The organism is Aurantimicrobium sp. INA4 (genome assembly GCF_027924525.1).
GTDB lineage: Bacteria > Actinomycetota > Actinomycetes > Actinomycetales > Microbacteriaceae > Aurantimicrobium.
The window spans coordinates 1,173,153-1,196,411 of sequence record NZ_AP027040.1 but is presented as its reverse complement, the minus strand read 5'-3'; the positions used below and the strand labels follow the sequence as shown (position 1 = coordinate 1,196,411).

The following is a 23,259-nucleotide window of genomic DNA, read 5'->3' as shown; positions in this document are numbered from 1 at the left end:
CTCAAAACATGTCGGCACGTGAGGAATTAACACCGATTCTCTTTTCGGTGCCCTTTCGCGCGCCTACAGCACCAGAGAATTTAGCTGCCGTTATTGCTTCTGACCATGTTCATGGAGATGGCCCGTTTACCAAGTCAGCTACAACAAAGTTGGTTGAACTCACTGGGGCGCAGAACATTCTGCTGACCACCTCGGGAACGGCGGCTTTAGAGATGGCCGTGCGCTTGCTTGGTATTGGTGCAGGGGACGAAGTAATTGTTCCTAGTTTTACTTTCTCCTCGGGGGCCTCATCTATTGTGGCTGCCGGGGGAGTCCCAGTATTTGTCGATATCGAGGGTGACAGTGGCAATATTGATCCTCTCGAAGTTGAGAAAGCTATCACAGACAAAACCAAGGCGATTTCTGTCATGCACTACGGCGGTGCTCCCGTGGACATGGATTCCATCATGGCAATTTCTCGCAAGCACAATATTCCTGTAATCGAAGACAACGCACATGGTTTAGCTGTTCAGTCTCGATTCGGTGCTCTAGGAACAATTGGTTCTGTAGCAATCCAGAGCTTTCACGACACAAAGAACGTGCACTGCGGTGAAGGCGGTGCAGTTCTGATCAATGACCCTACTCTCGTTGAAGCTGCTGAAATCATGCGTGAAAAAGGAACTAACCGTTCCAAGTTCTTACGCGGACAAGTAGATAAGTACACCTGGGTTGAGTGGGGTTCAAGCTATCTTCCCTCCGAATTAAACGCTGCCGTGCTCGACGCCCAGCTGGATGCCTTTGACGGCATCCAGGAGCGTCGGTTCGAGATTTGGAACCGCTATTCAATCGAACTTTCCGACTGGGCTTCTTCTCTAGGCGGCTCGGTGATGACTCCAGCTCACGGCGAGCATGCAGCTCACGTGTTTTATGTGCTGATGTCAGACCAAGAAAAGCGAGATGGTCTGCTCGAGCACCTACGATCACATGGAGTGATTGGAACATTCCACTACGTTCCATTGCACTCCAGCCCAGCTGGGCAGAAGTATGGTCGAAGCATTGGCTCGTTGGAAAAAACAGATTCTTTTGCTTCGCGTTTGGCTCGCCTGCCATTGTGGCCAGGAATGAGTGATGAACAGGTTGCCTACGTTATCGAGACTGTGAAGGCCTACAAGTAAAGCTCATGTCAGTCTTTTCACGTGCTTCCGAAATGCTCAAATATGAGGGCATTAAGTCCACTGCATGGCGGGGGGCTAAGTGGCTGACTTCCCGCTTAAACCCTTTCGAAGAAGTTCCTTTGGCTACTGTGTTCAAGCAAGACGTGCTAGCTGTGGATTGGACACAAAACCGCCAGTTCAAAGCTGAGAAGCCAGTCAAGCCAAATGGTAAACCACAAATTGCGTGGGTTATTTCCCCTCCCGGACGCTCGAGTGGCGGCCACCAGAACGCCTACATGTTCATGCAGTTTCTCGAGCAAGCTGGCTATGAAATCACCATTTTCCTCTATTCGGCTGGGACCTACCCCAAGGTGAGTGTTGAGGGCGTCAAGCACATGCTGTCCACCAACTCGGGCTACCCCCAGCTCAATGCTGAATATCGAATGTATGACCCAGAAGTGGGAATTACCGGAGACTTCGACGTCATCGTGGCAACGGACTGGGCCACGGCATATGCGGCTTGGCGGTATGAACGCAATATCCCCCGTATCTATTGGGTGCTCGACTTTGAACCCTACTTTTTCCCCGCTGGTCCTGACTATGTTGTGGCAGAGAACTCATATCGCTTGGGGTACCACGGAATCACGATAGGTTCGTGGTTAGCCGCGAAGCTCAAGCGTGATTACGGAATGCCAACAGATTTCTATGAATACTCTGTTGATGCTTCTCGCTACACCAGGACCAACGATGCCAAGCGCAATGAAATTCTGTTCTATGCCCGCCCCACAACACCTCGCCGTGGCACGGAGTTTGGTTTGTTGGTGCTCGAGGAAGTTCACCGTCGCCGTCCTGACATCACCATCAACATCGCCGGCTGGGACATGTCTAAGGCAGGAATTGAATTCCCCTTCGTAAACCATGGAACTCTCCAGGTTTCCCAGCTTCCAGAGCTGTACAACAGATGCGCTGCCGCATTTGTACTTTCGCTGACCTGTATGTCTTTGCTTCCGCTCGAAGTGATGGCGTGTGGTGTTGTTCCCATCGTGAACGATGGTGAAAACACCCGCATGACACTTCGGGATGATCCTCGCATCGAGTTTGTCCCTATGTCTCCCGCGCTGATGGCTGACCGAATTATTGCCGCCATTGATCGTCCCGACCAAGTTGAATATTCGCGTGAACTATCCAAATCTGCTGAGGGTGGTTCATGGGCAGATGCAGGCGCGGAAGTTGTGGCGATGTTTGACAAGATCATCAAGCGCAAGAAGAAGTAATGCCCCTCGTCGGTCCTGAAAGCACACAAGCGGTCGACACAACCGTGTTCATTCCCACCTTCAATGGGGAGAAGTACCTTGACCAGCTTCTCAACTCTGTTGAAAAGCAAAACTTTGCGGGCACATTCGAGATTCTCATTATTGACTCGGGCTCAAGTGACGCCACGTTGGACATCATTGCGGCACACCCCGCGGTGAGATTAGTTGAGATTCCAGGCTCAGAGTTTGGCCACGGCAAAACCCGGAACTTAGCCGCCAAACTGGCTCGCGGAACCAACATTGCTTATCTCAGCCATGACGCCATTCCCACAGATTCAGATTGGCTCACTAACATCACAGCTCCCTTGGATCCTGCCGGCTTGAACTGTGTTGGTGTTGTGGGAAAGCACATTGCTCGCTCTAATTGTTCACCCTTGCTCAAGTATGAAATTGAGGGAGTTTTCAGGGCCTGCGGCTCTGATGGTGAAACCACCATTATTGATGGTTCTCTCAAAAAGACTCATGAACTCACACCTGGTGAACTGTTCTATTCAGATGTGAATTCCGCAACACGTAGAGACTTCCTCCTCAACGTTATTGCTTACCGTGATGTGAACTACTCCGAAGATATGGCCTTCGCACAAGATCTCCTAGAGGCCGGCTATCGAAAAGCGTATGCAGCACAAGCCATTGTTGAGCACTCGAACGACGTGACCTTTTCCGAATACGGCAAGCGTATTTTTGACGAAAATCTCGGCATGCGCAAAGTGGGTCAAGGACGCCAATCACTCTCGTGGGTGCAAGCCAAACTTCGTGCGGTGAGAGACATACTTGTTTCGACTTCACGTATCGTGCGAGATCGCGATTACAACTTTGGGCAGAAGCTGAAGTGGTTGCTTGTGAACCCTGCTTATGCCTGGACTAAGTGGGTCAATATTCACCGAGCACTGAACATCTCACTCGAAGATGAGAAAAAGATCGCGAAGTATTCTCTGGAAGCTTCCAGGGCCTAGATCAGCCGAGCCTAGATAAACATTGCTGGGTCAACCCAGGCTCGTCCACTGTCGTCGACAGCTTCTCCGGGAACAGCAACCATGCCGTTACGGGGACGAGCAACTCCAGGAATACCTACGACCTGCGAATCCGCAGGAACATCTTTGACAACCACGGCATTAGCGCCAATCGCGCTGTTGTGGCCAACAGTAATGGGGCCCAGAATCTTTGCACCAGCGCCAATGGTGACGTTGTTTTCAATGGTGGGGTGGCGCTTACCGTGCTCAAGTGATCGCCCACCAAGAGTCACGCCGTGATACATCATGACGTCGTCACCGATTTCAGCCGTCTCACCAATGACAACACCCATACCATGATCGATAAAGAAACGACGACCAATTCTGGCACCAGGATGAATCTCAATACCTGTCCAGAACCTCATCCATTGCGATCCCACGCGGGCAATGAATTTGAAACCGTGATTCCACAACCAATGGTTCCAGCGGTGTGCCCAGACGGCGTGAAGACCAGAGGCGACCACCCATGTTTCAAACGCTGAACGTGCAGCGGGGTCATGGGATCGCGCATTAGCGATGTCTTCACGGATGTTGAGCATAAGACTTACAAGGCTACCGAAGTTCTCTGTATTCCCTCGACCACGAACAATGCCCACCTAAAAAGGTGGGCATTGTTGATGCGTTCTGGGTATTAGTCCTTGAAAGGCTCCCACAGTGCAGTGGAAACATAGCGCTCGCCGTAGTCGCACACGATGGCCACGATGGTCTTGCCAACGTTTTCTGGTCGGCGTGCAACCTCGTTAGCTGCGTAGAAGATGGCACCGGTGGAGATACCGGCGAGGATTCCCTCTTCTGCTGCGAGACGACGTGCAGTCTCGATGGACTGTTCGAAGTTCACATCAAAGACCTCGTCATAAACCGTGGTGTCCAGGATAGGGGGCACGAAGTTTGCACCAATTCCCTGAATCTTGTGTGGTCCTGGTGCGCCACCGTTGAGGATGGGGGACTCTTCAGGCTCAACAGCGATGATCTGAATGTCAGGGTTGAGTTCCTTCAAGCGCTGACCGGTTCCGGTGATGGTTCCACCGGTACCGACACCTGCCATGAAGATATCTACCTTGCCGTCGGTGTCTGCCCACACTTCTTCAGCTGTGGTTGCACGGTGAATGGCAGGGTTTGCCTCGTTCTCGAACTGGCGAGCAAGAATGGCACCAGGAGTGTTGGCAACGATTTCTTCAGCGCGAGATACAGCACCGCGCATACCCTCAGAGCCAGGGGTGAGCACTACTTCAGCACCGTATGCGCGAACGAGCACGCGGCGCTCGATGCTCATGGTCTCAGGCATGGTCAAGATGACCTTGTAGCCGCGAGCGGCACCGACGAGGGCAAGAGCAATGCCGGTGTTACCGGAGGTTCCCTCCACGATGGTTCCACCGGGCTTGAGCGCACCAGACTTTTCAGCTGCGTCAATGATTGCCTTACCCAGGCGGTCCTTGACGGAGTTACCGGGGTTGTAGAACTCGAGCTTGGCGTAAACCGTGGCACCAGCGCCTTCGGTCAAACGGTTGATACGTACCAGTGGGGTGTTACCGGTAACGTCAGTGATGTTGTCATATAGACGAGCCACGATGAACCTGTTTCTCTTGTTGGGGTAGTACTAAAGCGTTCTCTGATTATGTGGCACGTCCACGCAATCTTCCTAGTTCTGTTACGTTCGAAGACATTATGAATTCTTCTGCTCACGCTGACGATATTGCTGTCACTGACCTTCGTCAGTGGGCAATATCGACCCTAAGCGCTGAAGGAGTGCCCGATGCAGAGGTTGATGCAGAACTGCTTATCGCCCATGTTCTGGGATTTAGCCGTGGGGAACTTGCCTCCAAAGTGGTGACAGGGTTCACCATTCCGGGAGAATCAACGCTCCTGATAAGACAGCTCGTTGAACGTCGCGCCGGCCGCGAACCGTTGCAACACATTTTGGGTGTGGCCTGGTTTAGATCCCTCACACTCTCCGTGGGCCCTGGAGTATTTGTGCCCAGGCCTGAAACAGAACAACTGGCCGGGATGGCCATCGATGCTTTGCGTTCCTTAGCGGAACCTTCTCCTTCAGCAGTGGACTTAGGAACAGGTTCTGGTGCTATCGCATTAGCTATGGCAACTGAAGTTCCACATGCCCATATTTATGCCGTGGAGAAAAGCCCTGAAGCACTGCCCTGGACAAGTAAGAACTTCTCAGCACTCGGGGGAGCTAACGCACACTTAGTTCCTGGCGACCTAGCCGGGGATGAACTCTTGGCTACCTACCCCGAGCTAGAGGGAACTGTTGCTGTCGTTGTCTCGAACCCTCCCTATATTCCTGTGGACGCAATCCCTAGAGATCCTGAAGTTCGCCTCTTTGACCCTTCACTAGCGCTTTATGGCGGGGAAGACGGGCTTGATGTGGTGCGAGAAGTCTCTCGAGTAGGCCTCATTCTTGGCCGTCCTGGTGCGCAGCTCATGCTCGAGCATGGTGAGCTCCAGGGGGTAGATATTCGCGGCATTCTCAGCGCTGATGGCTGGCGTGCTACTGCGACACATCGAGATTTGGTTGGCCGTGACCGCTATACAACAGCAACCCGCCCGTAAACTGGCCTTTCTGGGCTAGCTCAAGCAAGGGGAGTTCACTGTGGCAATATCACCGAATATCTCGGTGGCGATGTGCACCTACAACGGTGCCCACTACATCGCAGCCCAGTTAGAAACCATGGCTGCCCAAACCTTGCTCCCTGCAGAAATCGTCGTCTCTGATGATGGGTCAACAGATGGCACGGTCGCACTTCTGAAGCAAACGTGGGAAAAGCTCGTTGAGCACAAAACCATTCTGGGCAGAATCAAACTCACCGTCCTGCAGAACAAAACCTCGCTGGGCGTGACAAAGAACTTTGAGCAAGCCATAGCGGCAACGAGTAAGCAATACATTTTCCTGGCGGATCAAGATGATCTGTGGTTCCCGCAGCGGCTAGAAACCGGCGCAGCGCTGCTGGATGCAGGTGCAGGTTTTGTTTTTGGGGATGCGGACCTCATCGATGGTGAAGGTGCACCTCTCGGTCACACCCTGTTCGAGGCTTTAGCGCTGAAGACTTCAGAACGAGAAGGCATCACTACTGACCCTGTGAACGTGTTGATCAAGCGCAATATTGTCACCGGTGCCACCGCAGCCTTCCCACGAACGGTGTTCGAGAAGGCTGCCCCCTTCCCCGAGGGCTGGGTGCATGACGAATGGTTAGCCATGGTGGCAGCTCTGGGCGGAGAGAAGTTTGCCGTGACAGGCCCTCTGATTTCCTATCGGCAACATTCGTCGAATCAAATAGGTGTGAAAAAGAACACCATGGGAACGCGCATGGCCAAACTGCGGGCCGAAGGCACCCAGCGCAATGCTCGTCTTCTCAGCCGCATTACGAGCTTGGCTCAGCGCGCACCAGAGCTGGGTGCAGACGCTGACGAGTTGAAGCTCATCAGCTCAGCACAGAAGTTACAAGAAGCCCGTTCTGCATACCCCAATAATCGTGTGATTCGCTGGGTCCCCGTGCTGGGACAGGTGTTTACCGGTCGTTACTTCCGAGTCAGTAATGGTCCACGAGACGTGTTGCGAGATCTCGTACAGCCACTCTAAGGAAGTGCGGAGCTCTTCACCCGTAAACTGGGTGAGTTATGTCACGCATCTACGACTGCTCAGATAATGCTGAGCTTTTGACCGGAACGCGGCTTGCCAGGCAAGCTGTTGCCAAAGGTCAACTTGTCGTCTTGCCCACGGACACCGTTTACGGTGTCGGGGCAAATGCGTTTAGTGCCGAGGCGGTGCAATTACTTCTTGAGGCAAAAGGTCGTGGCCGTCAATCTCCGCCACCAGTGTTGATGCCTTCCGTGGCGACGATGGATGGTTTGGCGCAAAACATTCCCGATGAAGTGCGTGCTCTGGCAGATGCGTTCTGGCCAGGCGGGTTGACGATCATCTTGGAGGCGCAGCCTTCATTGGCGTGGGACTTAGGAGACACCAACGGCACTGTTGCTGTTCGTGTTCCTTCCCACCCGGTTGCCTTAGAGCTCCTTGCCGAGACAGGCCCGCTGGCTGTTTCCTCAGCTAACTTGACTGGTCAGCCTGCTGCGGTAACCGCACAGGATGCTCATGACCAGCTGGGTGCACGCGTAGAGGTGTATCTAGATGGGGGAGAAGCCAACGCCGGTTTAGCCTCCACCATTGTGGATGCAACGGCGCTTTCCCGAGGCGAAGGTGGAATCCGCATTCTTCGCGACGGTGTGATTTCTGCTGCACAATTACGAGAGGTCATCGGTGATGTTCTCGAACCGTCGACAGACGTGGTGGGCTAACTCTCATGGTGATGCTTGCACTGATGGCTTTGGCCACCGCCCTCGTGACTTTCGGGTTTTCGTTCGCCATTAGGCGCCTCAGTCTGAAATACAAGCTTTATCCCAAGATTCGTGAGCGCGATGTTCACACCACTCCCACTCCTCGTTTGGGTGGCGTGGCCATGTTCCTAGGAATTTTGGTTGCCTTCATCGTGGCAAGCCAGATTGACTTCTTCCACGTCATCTTTGCCCAGCCAGGACCCGTTCTGGCCATCATGGGTGCAGCATTCCTCATCGTTTTGGTGGGTGTGCTCGATGATCTGTGGGATTTGGACTGGACCATCAAGCTTGCGGCCCAGTTAGGTATCGCTGCACTGGTTGCCTGGCAGGGTGTGCAAATTCTTTCTTTGCCTATTGGCGGCATCACGGTGGGTTCTCCCACGATGTCTTTCCTGCTCACCATCTTCGTGATCGTGCTTGTCATGAACGCCGTCAACTTCATTGACGGTCTTGACGGTTTGGTGGCCGGTGTCTCGTTGATTTCCAACGGGGTGTTCTTGATCTATAGCTACTTGTTAGCTCGCGAGACCAGCCCCTCCAACTACTTCAACCTTGCTTCTCTCATCGCAGCAGTTCTTGTCGGAGCGTGTGCAGGGTTCTTACCCTTTAACTGGCACAAAGCCCGCTTGTTTATGGGGGATGCTGGCTCCATGCTCGTAGGGCTCCTCATGGCTGTTGCAGCTATTGCGGTGACTGGGCAAATTGACCCCAGTGCATTTACCGAAACTGGTTTGGGTAAGTCTCAACTGCTGCCAGCGTTCTTGCCCATCATGCTTCCCTTTGCCATCTTGCTCCTGCCACTGGTTGATTTCTCTTTGGCTGTGTTGCGGCGCGTAAGTGCTGGAAAGTCTCCCTTTACGGCAGACCGTAAGCACCTTCACCATCGCCTTCTCGACATGGGGCACTCCCACCTCCAAGCAGTGCTCATTCTGTACACCTGGACTGCGGTGGTGTCCATTGGCTTCCTGTTGTTCTTCATCGTCAAGCCCTATGCCATAGCGATTGTGTTCTTGATTGTGGGAACAATCATCAGCACCGTATTGACGGTGTTTCCATTGACCAGGCGCCAGAAAGCTGAAGTGGCAATCCAATCCCTCAAGGACGATGCCGTCTTGGCTGAGTATGACCCACTGGATGCCGCCAGTAACAAGTTTGGTGATGATATTCCTGTCCCCGCTGAAGACGTTATTGCCGGCGCAACAGGCCAGATCAACTTAGGCGAGGGAATCGTCAAGCGCGGGAAGAGTGCTTCGCCGAAATTTGCTGATGAGAACGAGAACAAAGGCTAAAAACCATGACTAATCCTGATGTAGCGGCTTCCTTTCCCAATGGTGGTCGGGCTGTACCCAGCTCTGTTCCCGTTCTCAAGCGGACCCTGGCCTATGGCTTTGCTTTCGCCGCAGCGATTGCTGTGGTGGGAGGAGTCATTGGCCTCCTCGTGGCAGGACCAACAGCTGCGTGGAGTGCCGTTATTGGTGCGGCCATGGCTGGAGTGTTCCTCGGAATTACGGCGCTGAGTATCCTCATCGCCGTGCGTTATGACATCGTGGCGTTCTTTGCGATTGTGCTCGGCGCATGGCTTCTGAAGTTTGTGGCATTTATCGTTGCGGCCATTGCGCTGCGCGATCAGCCGTGGATTAATCCCACGGCATTGTTCTTGTCGTTGATTGCTGGAGTGATCTCCTCGCTCGTGGTGGATGTGGTCGTGGTGATGAAGACCCGCATGCCCTATGTTTCAGATTTGAAATAACACGCTTTTTCACAGCTTTTTTCGCCAAACCCCAGACATTGTCTGGGGTTTGTTCTTGCCCGTCTTTTCGGGGGAGTTGGGAAGGTCACAAAGAAAGTCTTTCCGCTGACCGGTAAGTGTCATGGGGATTGGCTCAGCAGCCGATTTTGCCTGTAAAGTCTTGAGTAATCCCTCGCACCAACTGCGGAACAATCAGTCACGTTTCGACAACGAAGCCAAACGAGATTGCACTGCTGGGGGATACCGCATGTTCGTCGACGCGAGAGCAGAAGCTCCACGCCCCGAAACAGGAGATAGCGCTGCTAGTAAACGCTGTAACCAAGCTCATCGCCTCCACTGAGGACGCTCCGAGCTTTCACGGGCCATCGATCTACGAATTCTTCCCGCCCGTCATTCTCTTCGACGGCACCCCCTTCGAGATCAACCGCATCATTCTCGTCAAGTTCTTCATGGCGGCGATTCTCATCACCTTCTTCGCTTTAGCAACTCGTAACCTCAAGATTGTTCCCTCCAAGGGCCAGTCACTTGCGGAAATGGCGCTGGATGTTGTTCGCGTCAACATCGCTGAAGACCTGCTGGGTAAGAAAGACGCGAAGCGCTTCCTACCTCTGCTCACCGGTATTTTCTTCACCGTTCTAGCCATGAACATTCCGGGCATCATCCCCGGATTCAACATCGCGGGAACCTCAACCATTGGTTTGCCACTGGTGTTGGCACTGGTTGCCTATGTTGCCTTCGTATACGCAGGTCTCAAGAAGCACCCCCTGACATTCCTCAAAGCCTCCTTGTTCCCACCAGGGGTTCCTTGGCCTATCTACGTGATCGTGACTCCGATTGAGTTCTTCTCAATCTTCATCCTGCGTCCGATCACCCTCGCTCTTCGTCTTCTGATGAACATGGTTGCCGGCCACCTCCTGCTGGTGCTGGCCTTCTCCGCAACCTGGTTCTTCTTCTTCGAAATGGACGGCTTCTGGAAGCTGTTCGGAATCGGAACGTTTGCTTTCGGCTTCATCTTCACTCTCTTTGAGATGTTGGTGGCTGTGCTTCAGGCATACGTATTCACCCTGCTTACAACGGTCTACATCCAGCTCGCGCTGGCTGAGGAACACTAACGGCTGAAGCATCCGCTTCAGACGACAACACGGAAGGAAACACTCGTGGACGCAACATCGGTTCTCGCCGAAATCAACGGCAACATTGCCACCGTCGGCTACGGTCTCGCAGCCATTGGCCCCGCTATCGGCGTAGGTATCGTCGTAGGAAAGACCATCGAGTCGGTTGCTCGCCAGCCTGAGCTCGCAGGTCGTCTTCAGGTTCTGATGTACCTGGGTATCGCATTTACCGAGGCACTTGCCTTCATCGGTATTGCTACCTACTTCATCTTCACCAACTAGTCACATTCCGCTCTTTCGACACGGAGACAACATGCTTCAGGCACTCATCGTTGCAGCAGAAGAGGCACCAAACCCTCTTCTACCTGCAACCTACGACCTCGTTTGGTCGTCGATTATCTTTGCCGTCATCCTTATCTTCTTCTGGAAGAAGATTCTGCCCAACGTTTCAGCCATCCTGGAAGCACGCAGTGCTGCTATTGAAGGCAACATTGAAAAGGCAGATGCTGCACAGAAGGAAGCTGAAGAGGCACTGGCAAAGTACACTGCTCAGCTCGCTGATGCACGTGTAGAGGCTGGCAAGATCCGTGACGCTGCTCGCGCAGATGGCGTCAAGATCGTTGCAGAAGCTAAGGAAAACGCCACTGTAGAGGCAGCTCGCGTCACCGCGACTGCTAAGGCTCAGATTGAGGCAGAGCGTCAAACCGCTCTGGTCTCACTCAAGAGTGAAGTGGGCACCCTCGCAATTGACTTGGCTTCTGGGGTCATCGGTGAAGCACTCACTGACGACAAGAAGTCCAAGGCTCTCGTGGACCGTTTCCTGGCAGATCTGGAAAAGTCGGAGAAGGCAGCTAAGTAATGGGTAGCGCAAGCAGACACGCAATCGAAAGCTCCAAGACAGCACTTGCTGGCTTGGGAGCAAAGGCAAACCTGGCATTGGGCGAACAGCTCTTTGCTGCAGGTCGTGCCCTCGCTGAGTCTGCCCAATTGCGCGCCGTTCTTGCTGACCCTGCCGTTCCCACCGCTGACAAGACCGCCCTGCTGGGCAAGGTCTTCGGCAAGGGACTGGATGCAACATCCTCCAAACTGCTCGGACAGATTGTCTCCTACCGCTGGTCCAACCAGGATGACCTGTTGGCCGGTGTCGAAGAAATCGCTATCCGCGCTGCTGTGTCGGGCGCTAAGAAGAATGAATCCGTTGACGCTGAGCTGTTCGCGTTCTCTCGTGCCGTGTCGAGCGACGCAGAACTCGAGCTTGGCCTCGGATCCAAACTGGGCGACACCAAGGCGAAGGCAGCGCTTGTTGTGAAACTGCTCAAGGGCAAGGCCTCGGCAGCAACCATTGCTATCGTTTCCTCACTTGTTCAGCAGCCTCGTGGCCGCCGAATTGGTGCCCTGCTTTCCTACGCAGCAGATGTTGTTGCAGACCAGGCAGGTGCCACCATTGCAACCGTGACCAGTGCACAACCGATTGCGCCAGCGCAGTTGACCAGCCTGAGCAAGACTCTGGCCAAGGTTTACGGACGCGAGCTCAACATCAACCTCGTCATTGACCCCGCAATCATTGGTGGCCTGCGCGTGCAGGTTGGCGATGACGTGATCGATGGCTCCGTTTCGTCCCGTATTCAAGAACTGCGACTCCAGCTCGCTGGATAGCTCAAGGAAAGACTTCACAAACCCCTTCAGTCACCCGACTGAGTCAGACAAGGAAAACACAATGGCAGAACTCACGATCAGCCCCAACGAGATCCGCGACGCTCTCAAGGACTTCGTTTCTTCCTACAAGCCCACCAAGGCTTCGAAGACCGAGGTTGGCCACGTTATTGACGCAGCCGACGGTATTGCCCACGTTGAGGGTCTGCCCGGTGTGATGGCGAACGAGCTCATCCGCTTCGAAGATGGCACCCTCGGCCTGGCACTGAACCTCGACGAGAACGAGATCGGTGTTGTTGTCCTCGGTGAGTTCACCGGCATCGTTGAAGGTATGGAAGTAACCCGCACTGGCGAGGTTCTCTCCGTTCCTGTTGGTGAAGGCTACCTCGGTCGCGTGGTTGACCCACTGGGTAACCCCATCGATGGTCTCGGTGACATCAAGAAGATTGAGGGACGTCGTGCTCTTGAACTTCAGGCTCCTGGTGTTATGCAGCGTAAGTCGGTACACGAGCCCATGCAGACCGGTATCAAGGCTATTGACGCTATGATCCCTGTGGGTCGCGGACAGCGTCAGCTCATCATTGGTGACCGTCAGACGGGTAAGACCGCTATTGCGATCGACACCATCATCAACCAGAAGGCTAACTGGGAGTCCGGCGACGTCAACAAGCAGGTTCGCTGCATCTACGTTGCTATCGGTCAGAAGGGTTCCACCATTGCTGCTGTAAAGGGCGCTTTGGAAGACGCTGGCGCAATGGAGTACACCACCATCGTGGCTGCTCCTGCATCTGACCCCGCAGGTTTCAAGTACCTCGCTCCGTACACCGGTTCTGCTATCGGTCAGCACTGGATGTACGGCGGCAAGCACGTACTCATCATTTTCGATGACCTCTCCAAGCAGGCTGAGGCTTACCGTGCTGTATCACTGCTTCTTCGCCGCCCACCAGGACGTGAAGCATACCCCGGTGACGTGTTCTACTTACACTCCCGTTTGCTAGAGCGTTGTGCAAAGCTCTCTGACGAGCTCGGTGCAGGTTCGATGACCGGTCTTCCCATCATCGAGACCAAGGCAAACGACGTCTCGGCATACATCCCCACCAACGTGATCTCGATCACCGACGGCCAGATCTTCCTGCAGTCCGACCTGTTCAACGCGAACCAGCGTCCAGCTGTTGACGTAGGTATCTCCGTCTCTCGTGTGGGTGGTGACGCTCAGGTCAAGTCGATCAAGAAGGTCTCCGGTACCTTGAAGCTCGAACTGGCTCAGTACCGCTCCCTCGAAGCATTCGCGATGTTCGCATCCGACCTTGACGCCGCTAGCCGTCGTCAGCTGGCTCGTGGTGCACGTCTAACCGAGCTTCTCAAGCAGCCTCAGTACACCCCATACCCCGTTGAAGACCAGGTTGTCTCCATCTGGGCTGGTACCACTGGCAAGCTCGATGAGGTTCCTGTTGAGGACATCCTGCGATTTGAGCGTGAATTCCTCGACTACCTCGGTCGCAAGACCAAGGTTCTGACCACTCTGCGCGAGACCAACGTGCTCGATGACAAGACTGTGGAAGACCTCGAGAAGGCAGTTGTTGCCTTCAAGAAGGAGTTCCAGGTCGGTGACGGTTCTTCTTTGTCCTCCGTGGGCAACGAAGAGTTCACCGCTATCGATGAAGACGACGTCAACCAGGAAAAGATTGTCAAGAAGAAGCGCTAAGCGCCCTTCATAGACATCAACCACCTTTAGAGAAACCTCAGGAGAGACATGGGAGCGCAACTTCGGGTCTATAGGCAGAAAATTCGTTCTGCCCAGACGACCAAGAAGATCACGCGTGCAATGGAGCTGATCTCTGCCTCGCGTATTCAAAAAGCGCAGGCGCGAGTAATGCAATCCACGCCATACTCACGTGCGATTACTCGTGCGGTATCTGCTGTGGCCACGTACTCCAACGTGTCACACGTGCTCACCACTGAGCCTGAGCAGATTCGTCGCGCCGCGATTGTGATCCTCACCTCTGACCGTGGTCTTGCTGGCGCTTTCAGCTCTCAGGTTCTGCGTGAATCTGAGCAGTTGGCAGAACTGCTGCGTGAACAGGGCAAAGAGGTTGTCTACTTCCTTGTTGGTCGTAAAGCAAACGCCTACTTCTCCTTCCGCCAGCGTCCTGCTGAGCGCGTTTGGACCGGCGGCACTGACCAGCCTGTATTCGAAACCGCTCAGGAAATCGCGAACACTGTTCTCGAAAGCTTCTTGCGCGACTACACCGATGGTGGTGTGGACGAGATTCACGTTGTCTACAACCGTTTCGTATCCATGGTTTCTCAGGTTCCCCACGTTGTTCGCATGCTTCCTTTGGAAGTTGTTGAAGGCGTGGATGAGCCCGGAGAAAATGAGGTATTGCCTCTCTACGAATTCGAGCCTGAAGCAGACAAGGTGTTGGATGCACTCCTCCCGGTTTACATCGAGAGCCGCATCTTCAACGCCATGCTTCAGTCGGCTGCGTCTGAGCACGCGAGCCGTCAGCGCGCGATGAAGTCTGCCAGCGACAACGCTGACAAACTCATCCGCGACTACACCCGTCTGGCGAACAACGCTCGTCAGTCCGAGATCACGCAGCAAATTTCCGAAATCGTTGGTGGCGCCGACGCCTTGTCGTCCGCCAAGTAACACAGACTTCCCAAACCAGGTAAGAGAGAAGAAGAGCAATGGCAGCAGCACCAGCTACTAAGGCTAAGACCACCGCAAAGGCAGCACCTGCTAAAAAGGCAGCAGCTCCTAAGGCAACCAAGGCGAAGACCGCAGTCGGTCGCATCGCCCGCGTTACCGGTCCCGTTGTCGACATCGAGTTCCCACACGACTCGATCCCCGGCATCTACAACGCCCTTGAGACCACCGTCACCATCGGCTCCGAGTCGACCAAGCTTGTGCTTGAGGTTGCTCAGCACCTCGGTGACGACCTGGTTCGCGCTATTGCGCTCAAGCCAACTGACGGCCTCGTGCGCGGTCAGGAAGTCACCGACACCGGTGCTCCTATCTCCGTGCCTGTTGGTGACGTCACCAAGGGTAAGGTTTTCAACGTCACCGGTGACATCCTCAACGCTGCACCTGGCGAAAAGATTGAAATCAAGGAGCGCTGGCCCATCCACCGCACCCCACCTGCATTCGACCAGCTCGAGTCCAAGACTCAGCTGTTTGAAACCGGTATCAAGGTTATCGACCTCCTGACCCCCTACGTTCAGGGTGGAAAGATCGGTCTGTTCGGTGGTGCCGGTGTGGGTAAGACCGTTCTGATTCAGGAAATGATTCAGCGTGTAGCTCAAGACCACGGTGGTGTATCGGTTTTCGCCGGTGTTGGTGAGCGTACCCGTGAAGGTAACGACCTTATCCACGAAATGGAAGAAGCAGGCGTCTTCGACAAGACCGCCCTCGTCTTCGGCCAGATGGATGAGCCCCCAGGAACTCGTCTTCGTGTAGCACTGTCTGCGCTGACCATGGCGGAATACTTCCGTGACGTTCAGAAGCAGGACGTTCTGCTCTTCATTGACAACATCTTCCGTTTCACACAGGCAGGTTCTGAGGTGTCGACCCTTCTCGGTCGTATGCCTTCTGCTGTGGGTTACCAGCCCAACCTGGCTGACGAAATGGGTATCCTCCAGGAGCGCATTACCTCAACCCGTGGTCACTCGATTACCTCGCTGCAGGCTATCTACGTTCCTGCGGATGACTACACCGACCCCGCTCCAGCGACCACGTTCGCTCACCTCGATGCAACCACCGAGCTTTCTCGTGAAATCGCATCGAAGGGTCTTTACCCTGCTGTGGACCCACTAACCTCGACCAGTCGCATCATGGACCCTCGCTACTTAGGTGAAGACCACTACCGCGTTGCGACCACCGTCAAGGCGATTCTGCAGAAGAACAAGGAACTCCAGGAAATCATCGCGATTTTGGGTGTTGACGAGCTCTCTGAAGAAGACAAGATTACTGTTGCCCGCGCACGTCGCATCCAGCAGTTCCTGTCTCAGAACACCTACATGGCGAAGAAGTTCACCGGTGTTGAAGGTTCGACCGTTCCACTCAAGGACACCATTGAGTCCTTCGACGCTATTGCTCGTGGTGACTTTGACCACGTTGCAGAGCAGGCCTTCTTCAACGTGGGTGCAATCTCCGATGTTGAAGAGCAGTGGGCCAAGATCCAGAAGGAAAACAGCTAATCATGGCTACTACTTCTCTCCTCCAGGTCAGCGTTGTAGCTGCCGACCAGGAAGTCTGGTCTGGCGCAGCCTCTATGGTTGTTGCCAAGACCAGCGAAGGCGAGATCGGTATTCTCCCCGGTCACGAACCCATGTTGGCAATCCTTGCCGGCGGTGAAGTTCGTGTCACCACGGAAGATGGCTCGAAGATCACCGCTAACGCTGAGGGTGGTTTCCTTTCGGTTGAAAACAACAACGTTTCTGTTGTTGCCTCTGCCGCAGAATTGGTTGGCTAACGCTCAACCTCACACACGCTGATGCCCGCGGTTGAAGATTCGCTCTTCCTGTGGGCGTTTGCACTTAAGGGATTGTTATGTTGATTCTGTTGCCACCTTCGGAAACGAAGCGTGATGGGGGAGAAGGCGCTCCCTTGGAGCAGCTGCTTGTCGAATCTGCCCTGGCTTTCCCCGAACTCAATGCCATTCGTAAGCGTGTGGTAGCGGCTACAGTGTCTCTGGCTCGTAAACCTAAGGTGTGTGCCGAGGTTCTCAAGCTCAGCCCCAAGCAAATGGGCGAGGTTGACCGCAATAAGGCGGTCAAGACCTCACCAACCATGCCCGCCATTGATCGTTATACCGGCGTGCTTTATGACGGCCTGGGAGCAATCAATCTTCCTGCCGAGGCTCGTACTTTCCTCGGGGAACATGTTCTTATCCAGTCTGCTCTCCTGGGGCCCGTGAGAGCAGTTGATCTCATTCCTGCATATCGGCTCTCTTTCGACTCCAAACTGCCTTCATTGGCCGCTGGAACTCTTAAAAAAGCTTGGGCAGAGGCAAGTAGCAAAGCGCTAGCAAAGAGGCTGAAGGAAAAGCATCAACTAGTGCTTGATTTGCGCTCTGAAGGCTATTCAGCTCTCACACCACTTGCTCCTGCTGAGAACACGGTTTATCTGCGCGTGGTGACAAAGGGGGAAAACGGTCAGTTGCGTGCGCTGAACCACTTCAACAAGAAAGGCAAGGGCGAGTTCCTTCGCGCCCTTGCGAAGGATGCCGCGGTCACCTCTTCACTCGAGAACGTTGAGCAACTCATTTCTTGGGCAGCCACAAAGAATTTCATTCTGGAACCGGGAGAACCTGCCACTCAAGATTGGCCTGCAGAGCTCAACCTGGTGGTTTCTGGGGTTGTTAAGAAGCTCTGTTGATTCAACTTTTGGTATTTGCCCGCTCTTTGCACAGTTTTGGAATATACAACCGTTGTTTGTGTAAGGCTGCTCAGTCGCCCCAAGAAACAGAGCGTGTTCTGGTTTAGGGCAGAGATGTGGATAACTCCTGCGGGAGTAAAACTGGAACGGGCATGCTATCTGAATGTCAGATTCCATTTCCCGCATCGTTGGTGCAGTTCGTGCCAAAGCACATGACTCAGTTGCCGCCGGGGCGACCTCTACGGAGGATCTTGAAAAGCTGTTACGTAACGAGATTGTTCGCAACGGAGTTCACAATTCAGGAGAGCCGCTCACTGATACTGAGCTCCACAGCTTGGCCATGGCAGAACTGGCGGGATTTGGCCCCTTGCAAGCCTTCCTTGATGATCCCTCCATCGAAGAGATTTGGATCAACTCGCCTACACAGGTGTTCGTCGCTCGTTATGGAGTTGCTGAACTCACAGATTTGAGCATGACCAATGTCCAGGTTCGCGATCTCGTTGAGCGAATGCTGCAAACGTCAGGACGCCGCGTGGATATGTCGTCTCCATTCGTGGACGCATCACTTCCTGATGGTTCCCGTTTGCACGTGACCATCCCAGACATCACTTCCCAGCATTGGGCTGTGAACATTCGAAAGTTCTCGCATAGTGTCCGGGATCTGAGTGATCTTGTTGAGGGTGGTTCACTCACCCGTCAAGCTGGGGAATTCTTGCGAATGAGTGTTCTTGCGCGGCAAAACATTCTTGTGTGCGGAGCCACCCAAGCAGGCAAGACGACAATGCTCAATGCTCTTCTGCGCAGCTCGCGCGAAAACGAACGCATCATTACGGTCGAAGAAACCTTTGAACTCAACTTCGGCGCTCGTGACTGTGTTGCCATGCAGTGTCGTCAGGCCAGCTTGGAGGGAACCGGGGAGATTACTCTGCGCCGGTTAATCAAAGAAGCACTGCGTATGCGTCCTGATCGTCTTGTGGTGGGTGAGGTGCGCGAAGCAGAAAGTTTAGATCTGCTCATTGCTCTGAATAGTGGATTACCTGGTGCATGTTCTCTTCACGCCAACAGTGCACACGATGCACTGACAAAGCTCTGCACGCTTCCGTTGCTTGCTGGTCGCAATATTGATGCCAGTTTCGTCGTTCCCACTGTTGCCAGCTGCATTGATGTTGTTGTGCACTGTGAGCTCGACAGATTCGGCCGTCGCCGCGTGAGCGAAATCATCTCTCCAACGGGGCGCATTATTGGCGGGGAGATTGAAACGACAACAATCTTTGAAATCCGTGAAGATGTCCTAGTTGCAACCGGAGAAGCTCCCGCTCGTCTCGACAAGTTCGAATTGACGAATCTCAACCCTCGAATTGTGTTGGATGCCGCATGAGACTCTCTTCGCTAGAAATTCTGGGAATATTCTTAGGTGCCACAGCAGGCATCGGAATCTTTCTCATGATCTCAGGCCTGTTATGGCCCAGAAAAGAACGCCCCACATCGGGCTCGCACACATCGCGGTTGAGTATTTCTGTAAACGAAACTGCTCTGCAGTTGGGGATGAAACCCTCCGTCATCGTTGCGCTAGCTGGCGTTTTAGCCGTCATTGGAGGAGCAATCTCCTGGGCAGTAACCGGTGTTTCTGCCCTCAGTGTGGTGATTGCGTTCACTGCAGCTTCACTTCCGTGGATGTTTGCCGCCAGCAGGAGAGCACGTGCAAAAAGGACGTTGCGTAATCAGTGGTCTGACGTTGTGGATGCACTGATTTCTGCCATTCGATCCGGATCAAACATTCCGGATGCTGTTATCTCGTTGGCAGGGTTTTCTTCAAAGGCAGTGAGCGTTCCAGCAGCATTATTTGCCCAGGACTATAAGGTTTCTGGCAACTTCGAGCTCGCAGCCCTTGATCTGAAGGCACGGTGGGCCAATCCCAACGGTGATCGCATTATTGAAACGTTGAGGTTAGGTCGTGAACTCGGTGGCACCGAAATAACGATTGTCTTCGGCTCACTTGGATCGCACCTGCGAGCAGAATCTGCTCTGCGCCAGGAAGTAGAGGCACGACAAGGATGGATTAGGTTGGCTGCACGAATTGGCGTGATGGCGCCGTGGATTGTGTTGTTGCTCTTGTCCACCAGGCCCGAGGCAGCCCAAGCATATAACTCTGCTTCCGGGGTGGTTGTAATTCTTGTCGGCTTAGCCGTCAGTTTGTTGGCATACAAAATCATGACTGCTGTGGGGTATTTTCCGGACGAAAAGCGGTGGTTGGCATGAGTTCATTAGGTGCGTGGGGGATTGCCCTCGGTGCTATTGCCGGATTGGGAGTGTGGATTATTCTCACTACTCTGCCCAGCTTTCGCAGTCCCTCACTACAACGTCGAGTAGCTCACCTGGTGGCAGACATTTCTCCCCAGGCATACGCAGACGTCACTGCGCACAGTGCTGCACCGCTTCCACGCTTTGATTTTGGTTTACGTGAAGTACGTCGAACACTGGAAAAGTTCACCGAGCGCTTTGCCGGCCCGGTTGATGGGCTCGAATGTGATCTTGCCCGGGCGGGTTCACTCCTGAGCGTCTCCGAATTTCGTACCCGTCAAATCACGTGGGGACTGTGGGGTGCAGCTGCTGGTCTCCTGCTCGATGCAGGAGTTGCACTCTGGGTTCAACCGGTCGCTATTGCCTATGTGCTCGTTCCCATCCTGGGCGCGATGGTGGGGTTCTTAGGCGTACGCTATCTGCTTGGCTATGCAGCAAAATCTCGTGTGAAGCGAATCGAAGCTCAGCTTCCTGCAGTCTGGGAATTTTTATCTTTGAGTTTGTCTGCCGGTGAAGGTTTACCTGATGCTCTTTCACGCATGGCCACCATTGGCCATGGTGATGTCACGGATGAATTCCGTGTAGTTGTCTTGGATGTTCAATTGGGCATTCCCTTGGCAACAGCACTTCAGAATCTGAGCCGTAAACTGCGCATCCCCGCGTTATCTCGGGGAATTGAACAGATTTTGGGAGCGCTCAACCGGGGAACACCGGTGTCGGCAGTCCTGCAAGCCCATGCTGTAGATGCGCGTGAAGATGCAAAGCGACGTTTGCTCGAAAGTGCTGGGCAAAAAGAGGTTGCCATGCTCGTTCCGCTCGTGTTTTTGATCTTGCCGGTGACCATCATCTTTGCGGTGTTCCCTGGTTTGCTCGTCATCCAATCCGGTTTCTAATCCGGCACATAGAGAAAGAAGAAAAAAATGAAAAAAATACTGAAAAAAATCGCGCACAACGTGAATGCGCGTCTGCATGACGAACAAGGCGATGTTCCCGGTTGGGTTCTCATCACCCTGATGACTGCTGGTCTGGTTGTTGCTATCTGGGCTATTGCTGCCCCTGCATTAGGAACAGTTTTTGATCAAGCTATTTCTCGCGTGGTGAGTTTCTAAGTTCATCATGAGTGCACGTCTTCGTCAGCTTGTCAGTGATGACAGTGGTTCGACAGTTGTCGAGTTTGTCTTTGTCGGTATTTTGCTGACATTTGTGACGCTGGGCGTGCTTCAACTCGGTCTTGCTTTGCATGTGAAAAACACGTTGCAAGACGCTGCCTCTGAAGGCGCTAGATGGGGTGCACTCATTGATTCGACTCCCGCAGAGGGTGTGCAGCGCACCAAAGAACTCATCACTACAGCTGTCGGAAAACAATATGCCACCAACGTCAGCGCTCGTGAAGAAAACTGGCTGGGGGCTCCGGCAACAGTCATCACTGTAGAAGCCCCTTTGCCCATGATTGGGCTCTGGGGCCCGGCAACAACGCTGGAGGTGACGGGACATGCTGCAAAAGAAGTTCTTAACTAGTTTGCGCCGCGAGGATGGCTCAGCTTCACTCGAGTTCATCACCGCGGGAATGTTGTTGCTGATCCCCTTGGTCTATCTCGTGCTTGCTGTCTCAGCTGTCCAGGGGGCAACTCTTGCCACTGAGGGTGCTGCCAGACAGGCAGCTCGGGTCTATGTGGAATCCCCCAACCAAGATGTGGCTGTGGCTCGGGCACAACAAGCTATAGATTTTGCCCTTGCGGATTACGGTCTAGATTCCTCACATGCCAATGTCTCAATTACGTGCACGCAAACAAACGGAGGTTGTCTCACTCCGGGCACACTGGTCAGCATCGGCGTGAATGTGAATGTTCCACTGCCGATGGTTCCTGCCGTGTTGAATTTAGATCAGGCAGCCGTCGTGCCGATTAGTTCACAAGCCAGCCAGGTTGTCTCGCGTTTCCATGGAGTGCGATGATGCGACAGATTGAAAACAGAAAGCTGTCCTCAGACGAAGGCTCAAGCCTCATCTTGATTATCTTCGCCGGATTGATTGGTTTAGCTGTGATTGTGGCAACGATGGCAGCAACGAGCTTGTATATCGAGCGCAAGAGACTTTTCACCGTTGCGGACGGTGCTGCACTCATCTCTGCTGAAGCTTTCAACCTCGATGATGTGCAAATGGTTGATGGTGTCGCTCGGATTTCGCTGACGGATACTGCAGTGAAGGCTCAGGCGAAGAACTATCTCACCATTATTCCCGCGGCTGATAGTGCTGGCGTACAGCTGGTTTCAGCGCGAACTCCCGATGGGGTCAGCTCAGAGGTGACGCTGCGTAAAACCTGGCATCCGCCCGTGGTGTCCATGTTTATGCCTGACGGTATCGACATTTCTGTCACCGCAACAGCACGAACGGTGTTGGGCTAGCTAGAGAATATCGGTGGCGGTGCCAGAAATTTTCATGCGTGAACCACCGATGGTGAGCATGATGGAACTGGGGCGCCCCATATCGTCCCCTTGAAAAATCGTGACGTGGTCACCAACACCATAAACACCGGTTTCCCGAAAATAGGCGCCGAGGGCCGCTGCTGCCGATCCTGTTGCAGGATCCTCGTAGATTCCCACTGAGGGTGCTGGGTTGCGTGAATGCCAACGCCGGCCGTGGGGATCGCCTTCCTCTGGGTATACCAATTGGATTGTTGTCCAGTCATGCTCTTTCATGAGCTCGGCTAGTACATCGAAGTCATAATCCATCGATGCGAGGGTTTCACGGCTATCGAGCACCAAGATGGGGTGGTGGTTTCCGCTAAATCCCACAGCAGGTATGAATCGAGAATCGAGGGCCGTCTCATCCCAATCGAGTGCATCGAGTAATTCATAAACAAGGTCTGGGTCTAGAGGTGCCAGCGTGGTGGGGGGAGAGGTTAGTGTTGCCACCACGTTCTCTCCGGCAACGGTTACATCAACCTCAACCGGTCCAGCTTGTGTGCTCAGTTCATAGACGCCATCACCGTATTCACGCCCCAGAACTACACCTGAGGCAATAGTGGCATGACCGCAAAAGGCTACCTCAGCTGCGGGGGTGAAGTAACGAATTTGGTAGCTGTTCTCCACATCAGTGTGGGGGATAAGAAACGCAGTTTCGGAATATCCCACATCTGCAGCAATACTCTGCATCTGCTCTGCAGAGAGCTCTGTCGCATCGAGAACAACTCCTGCTGGGTTTCCACCCTCGGGGTCGTCTGAGAAAGCAGTAAGCCGAAGTACTGCAGTATCAGCCATGA

At 53.8% G+C, this 23,259-nt stretch carries 27 protein-coding genes; 24 read left to right on the top strand and 3 right to left on the bottom strand.

Annotated elements, in window-relative coordinates; genetic code table 11:
* The first annotated feature begins 8 nt into the window (after window positions 1–8).
* From rffA to AINA4_RS05885, 3 genes are read left to right on the top strand one after another with little or no spacing between them, the layout of a single operon-like run.
* Window positions 9–1,154, top strand: a complete 1,146-nt coding sequence (gene rffA, locus AINA4_RS05895; protein WP_281786540.1) for a dTDP-4-amino-4,6-dideoxygalactose transaminase — start codon at window positions 9–11, stop codon at window positions 1,152–1,154.
* Window positions 1,155–1,159: 5 nt separating this feature from the next.
* Window positions 1,160–2,407 (top strand): glycosyltransferase family 4 protein, encoded by a 1,248-nt coding sequence (locus AINA4_RS05890; protein WP_281786539.1) that lies wholly within the window; start codon window positions 1,160–1,162, stop codon window positions 2,405–2,407.
* Complete coding sequence (locus tag AINA4_RS05885; protein ID WP_281786538.1) at window positions 2,407–3,399, top strand: glycosyltransferase family 2 protein; 993 nt, start codon at window positions 2,407–2,409, stop codon at window positions 3,397–3,399. Before AINA4_RS05890 ends, AINA4_RS05885 begins: the two co-directional genes overlap by 1 nt.
* Window positions 3,400–3,410: 11 nt before the next feature.
* On the opposite strand, the gene epsC is transcribed toward AINA4_RS05885, so the two are convergent.
* Both epsC and cysK read right to left on the bottom strand, forming a co-directional pair.
* On the bottom strand, window positions 3,411–3,995 hold the full coding sequence (gene epsC / locus AINA4_RS05880) for a serine O-acetyltransferase EpsC (RefSeq protein ID WP_281786537.1): 585 nt from the start codon (window positions 3,993–3,995) through the stop codon (window positions 3,411–3,413).
* A 92-nt stretch (window positions 3,996–4,087) separates the two neighbouring features.
* The gene (gene cysK / locus AINA4_RS05875; protein ID WP_281786536.1) at window positions 4,088–5,023 is read right to left on the bottom strand and encodes a cysteine synthase A; all 936 of its coding nucleotides are present in this window, start codon (window positions 5,021–5,023) and stop codon (window positions 4,088–4,090) included.
* Between the two features lie 98 nt (window positions 5,024–5,121).
* Between cysK and prmC the strand changes: the two genes are divergently transcribed.
* From prmC to AINA4_RS05770, 21 genes are all read left to right on the top strand, one after another.
* The gene (prmC, locus tag AINA4_RS05870) at window positions 5,122–6,021 is read left to right on the top strand and encodes a peptide chain release factor N(5)-glutamine methyltransferase (RefSeq protein WP_281787649.1); all 900 of its coding nucleotides are present in this window, start codon (window positions 5,122–5,124) and stop codon (window positions 6,019–6,021) included.
* 40 nt (window positions 6,022–6,061) lie between these two features.
* Complete coding sequence (locus AINA4_RS05865; protein ID WP_281786535.1) at window positions 6,062–7,048, top strand: glycosyltransferase family 2 protein; 987 nt, start codon at window positions 6,062–6,064, stop codon at window positions 7,046–7,048.
* Between the two features lie 38 nt (window positions 7,049–7,086).
* A complete protein-coding gene (locus tag AINA4_RS05860; RefSeq protein ID WP_281786534.1) occupies window positions 7,087–7,764 on the top strand; it encodes an L-threonylcarbamoyladenylate synthase in 678 nt (225 codons plus the stop codon).
* A 5-nt stretch (window positions 7,765–7,769) separates the two neighbouring features.
* Entirely contained in the window at window positions 7,770–9,092 is a 1,323-nt protein-coding gene (locus AINA4_RS05855) for an MraY family glycosyltransferase (protein ID WP_281786533.1), read from the top strand.
* A 5-nt stretch (window positions 9,093–9,097) separates the two neighbouring features.
* Window positions 9,098–9,553, top strand: a complete 456-nt coding sequence (locus tag AINA4_RS05850; RefSeq protein ID WP_281786532.1) for a hypothetical protein — start codon at window positions 9,098–9,100, stop codon at window positions 9,551–9,553.
* A gap of 293 nt (window positions 9,554–9,846) precedes the next feature.
* Window positions 9,847–10,665: a F0F1 ATP synthase subunit A gene (atpB, locus tag AINA4_RS05845; RefSeq protein WP_281787648.1), complete on the top strand. Its 819-nt coding sequence runs from the start codon at window positions 9,847–9,849 to the stop codon at window positions 10,663–10,665.
* A gap of 45 nt (window positions 10,666–10,710) precedes the next feature.
* A complete protein-coding gene (gene atpE, locus AINA4_RS05840) occupies window positions 10,711–10,947 on the top strand; it encodes an ATP synthase F0 subunit C (RefSeq protein WP_096380363.1) in 237 nt (78 codons plus the stop codon).
* Window positions 10,948–10,978: 31 nt separating this feature from the next.
* Entirely contained in the window at window positions 10,979–11,524 is a 546-nt protein-coding gene (locus AINA4_RS05835; protein ID WP_096380365.1) for a F0F1 ATP synthase subunit B, read from the top strand.
* Window positions 11,524–12,321: a F0F1 ATP synthase subunit delta gene (locus tag AINA4_RS05830; protein WP_281786531.1), complete on the top strand. Its 798-nt coding sequence runs from the start codon at window positions 11,524–11,526 to the stop codon at window positions 12,319–12,321. Before AINA4_RS05835 ends, AINA4_RS05830 begins: the two co-directional genes overlap by 1 nt.
* Window positions 12,322–12,382: 61 nt before the next feature.
* Window positions 12,383–14,023, top strand: coding sequence for a F0F1 ATP synthase subunit alpha (gene atpA, locus AINA4_RS05825; RefSeq protein ID WP_096380369.1), 1,641 nt, complete (start codon window positions 12,383–12,385; stop codon window positions 14,021–14,023).
* A gap of 48 nt (window positions 14,024–14,071) precedes the next feature.
* Complete coding sequence (locus tag AINA4_RS05820; RefSeq protein ID WP_096380372.1) at window positions 14,072–14,971, top strand: F0F1 ATP synthase subunit gamma; 900 nt, start codon at window positions 14,072–14,074, stop codon at window positions 14,969–14,971.
* 38 nt (window positions 14,972–15,009) lie between these two features.
* Window positions 15,010–16,518 carry a F0F1 ATP synthase subunit beta gene (gene atpD / locus AINA4_RS05815; protein ID WP_172418224.1) on the top strand — a complete coding sequence of 503 codons (1,509 nt, stop codon included), beginning with the start codon at window positions 15,010–15,012 and terminating at the stop codon, window positions 16,516–16,518.
* Window positions 16,519–16,520: 2 nt separating this feature from the next.
* Window positions 16,521–16,793 (top strand): F0F1 ATP synthase subunit epsilon, encoded by a 273-nt coding sequence (locus AINA4_RS05810; protein WP_280798609.1) that lies wholly within the window; start codon window positions 16,521–16,523, stop codon window positions 16,791–16,793.
* Window positions 16,794–16,870: 77 nt separating this feature from the next.
* Complete coding sequence (locus AINA4_RS05805) at window positions 16,871–17,698, top strand: peroxide stress protein YaaA (RefSeq protein ID WP_281786530.1); 828 nt, start codon at window positions 16,871–16,873, stop codon at window positions 17,696–17,698.
* A 163-nt stretch (window positions 17,699–17,861) separates the two neighbouring features.
* Window positions 17,862–19,076 carry an ATPase, T2SS/T4P/T4SS family gene (locus tag AINA4_RS05800; RefSeq protein ID WP_281786529.1) on the top strand — a complete coding sequence of 405 codons (1,215 nt, stop codon included), beginning with the start codon at window positions 17,862–17,864 and terminating at the stop codon, window positions 19,074–19,076.
* Complete coding sequence (locus tag AINA4_RS05795; RefSeq protein ID WP_281786528.1) at window positions 19,073–19,957, top strand: type II secretion protein F; 885 nt, start codon at window positions 19,073–19,075, stop codon at window positions 19,955–19,957. Before AINA4_RS05800 ends, AINA4_RS05795 begins: the two co-directional genes overlap by 4 nt.
* Window positions 19,954–20,892 carry a type II secretion system F family protein gene (locus tag AINA4_RS05790; RefSeq protein WP_280798615.1) on the top strand — a complete coding sequence of 313 codons (939 nt, stop codon included), beginning with the start codon at window positions 19,954–19,956 and terminating at the stop codon, window positions 20,890–20,892. The genes AINA4_RS05795 and AINA4_RS05790 overlap by 4 nt, the downstream gene beginning before the upstream one ends.
* A gap of 27 nt (window positions 20,893–20,919) precedes the next feature.
* Entirely contained in the window at window positions 20,920–21,108 is a 189-nt protein-coding gene (locus AINA4_RS05785; protein ID WP_280798616.1) for a hypothetical protein, read from the top strand.
* A 7-nt stretch (window positions 21,109–21,115) separates the two neighbouring features.
* Window positions 21,116–21,517, top strand: a complete 402-nt coding sequence (locus AINA4_RS05780) for a TadE/TadG family type IV pilus assembly protein (RefSeq protein WP_281786527.1) — start codon at window positions 21,116–21,118, stop codon at window positions 21,515–21,517.
* The gene (locus AINA4_RS05775) at window positions 21,492–21,953 is read left to right on the top strand and encodes a hypothetical protein (RefSeq protein ID WP_281786526.1); all 462 of its coding nucleotides are present in this window, start codon (window positions 21,492–21,494) and stop codon (window positions 21,951–21,953) included. The genes AINA4_RS05780 and AINA4_RS05775 overlap by 26 nt, the downstream gene beginning before the upstream one ends.
* Window positions 21,950–22,402, top strand: a complete 453-nt coding sequence (locus tag AINA4_RS05770) for a pilus assembly protein TadG-related protein (protein WP_281786525.1) — start codon at window positions 21,950–21,952, stop codon at window positions 22,400–22,402. Before AINA4_RS05775 ends, AINA4_RS05770 begins: the two co-directional genes overlap by 4 nt.
* Here AINA4_RS05770 and AINA4_RS05765 read toward each other — a convergent pair whose 3' ends face one another.
* On the bottom strand, window positions 22,403–23,257 hold the full coding sequence (locus tag AINA4_RS05765; RefSeq protein ID WP_281786524.1) for a PhzF family phenazine biosynthesis protein: 855 nt from the start codon (window positions 23,255–23,257) through the stop codon (window positions 22,403–22,405).
* Between the last annotated feature and the right edge of the window lie 2 nt (window positions 23,258–23,259).

Bases quoted from the DNA above. Each gene is read 5' to 3' on its own strand.
- AINA4_RS05805 (WP_281786530.1), top strand. From the start codon at position 16,871: ATGTTGATTCTGTTGCCACCTTCGGAAACGAAGCGTGATGGGGGAGAA.
- AINA4_RS05770 (WP_281786525.1), top strand. From the start codon at position 21,950: ATGATGCGACAGATTGAAAACAGAAAGCTGTCCTCAGACGAAGGCTCA.
- rffA (WP_281786540.1), top strand. From the start codon at position 9: ATGTCGGCACGTGAGGAATTAACACCGATTCTCTTTTCGGTGCCCTTT.
- AINA4_RS05780 (WP_281786527.1), top strand. From the start codon at position 21,116: ATGAGTGCACGTCTTCGTCAGCTTGTCAGTGATGACAGTGGTTCGACA.
- atpD (WP_172418224.1), top strand. From the start codon at position 15,010: ATGGCAGCAGCACCAGCTACTAAGGCTAAGACCACCGCAAAGGCAGCA.
- AINA4_RS05820 (WP_096380372.1), top strand. From the start codon at position 14,072: ATGGGAGCGCAACTTCGGGTCTATAGGCAGAAAATTCGTTCTGCCCAG.
- AINA4_RS05855 (WP_281786533.1), top strand. From the start codon at position 7,770: ATGGTGATGCTTGCACTGATGGCTTTGGCCACCGCCCTCGTGACTTTC.
- AINA4_RS05850 (WP_281786532.1), top strand. From the start codon at position 9,098: ATGACTAATCCTGATGTAGCGGCTTCCTTTCCCAATGGTGGTCGGGCT.
- prmC (WP_281787649.1), top strand. From the start codon at position 5,122: ATGAATTCTTCTGCTCACGCTGACGATATTGCTGTCACTGACCTTCGT.
- AINA4_RS05810 (WP_280798609.1), top strand. From the start codon at position 16,521: ATGGCTACTACTTCTCTCCTCCAGGTCAGCGTTGTAGCTGCCGACCAG.
- AINA4_RS05765 (WP_281786524.1), bottom strand. From the start codon at position 23,257: ATGGCTGATACTGCAGTACTTCGGCTTACTGCTTTCTCAGACGACCCC.
- atpA (WP_096380369.1), top strand. From the start codon at position 12,383: ATGGCAGAACTCACGATCAGCCCCAACGAGATCCGCGACGCTCTCAAG.
- AINA4_RS05775 (WP_281786526.1), top strand. From the start codon at position 21,492: ATGCTGCAAAAGAAGTTCTTAACTAGTTTGCGCCGCGAGGATGGCTCA.
- AINA4_RS05830 (WP_281786531.1), top strand. From the start codon at position 11,524: ATGGGTAGCGCAAGCAGACACGCAATCGAAAGCTCCAAGACAGCACTT.
- AINA4_RS05790 (WP_280798615.1), top strand. From the start codon at position 19,954: ATGAGTTCATTAGGTGCGTGGGGGATTGCCCTCGGTGCTATTGCCGGA.
- AINA4_RS05785 (WP_280798616.1), top strand. From the start codon at position 20,920: ATGAAAAAAATACTGAAAAAAATCGCGCACAACGTGAATGCGCGTCTG.
- AINA4_RS05800 (WP_281786529.1), top strand. From the start codon at position 17,862: ATGTCAGATTCCATTTCCCGCATCGTTGGTGCAGTTCGTGCCAAAGCA.
- AINA4_RS05795 (WP_281786528.1), top strand. From the start codon at position 19,073: ATGAGACTCTCTTCGCTAGAAATTCTGGGAATATTCTTAGGTGCCACA.
- AINA4_RS05885 (WP_281786538.1), top strand. From the start codon at position 2,407: ATGCCCCTCGTCGGTCCTGAAAGCACACAAGCGGTCGACACAACCGTG.
- AINA4_RS05835 (WP_096380365.1), top strand. From the start codon at position 10,979: ATGCTTCAGGCACTCATCGTTGCAGCAGAAGAGGCACCAAACCCTCTT.
- AINA4_RS05860 (WP_281786534.1), top strand. From the start codon at position 7,087: ATGTCACGCATCTACGACTGCTCAGATAATGCTGAGCTTTTGACCGGA.
- epsC (WP_281786537.1), bottom strand. From the start codon at position 3,995: ATGCTCAACATCCGTGAAGACATCGCTAATGCGCGATCCCATGACCCC.
- AINA4_RS05890 (WP_281786539.1), top strand. From the start codon at position 1,160: ATGTCAGTCTTTTCACGTGCTTCCGAAATGCTCAAATATGAGGGCATT.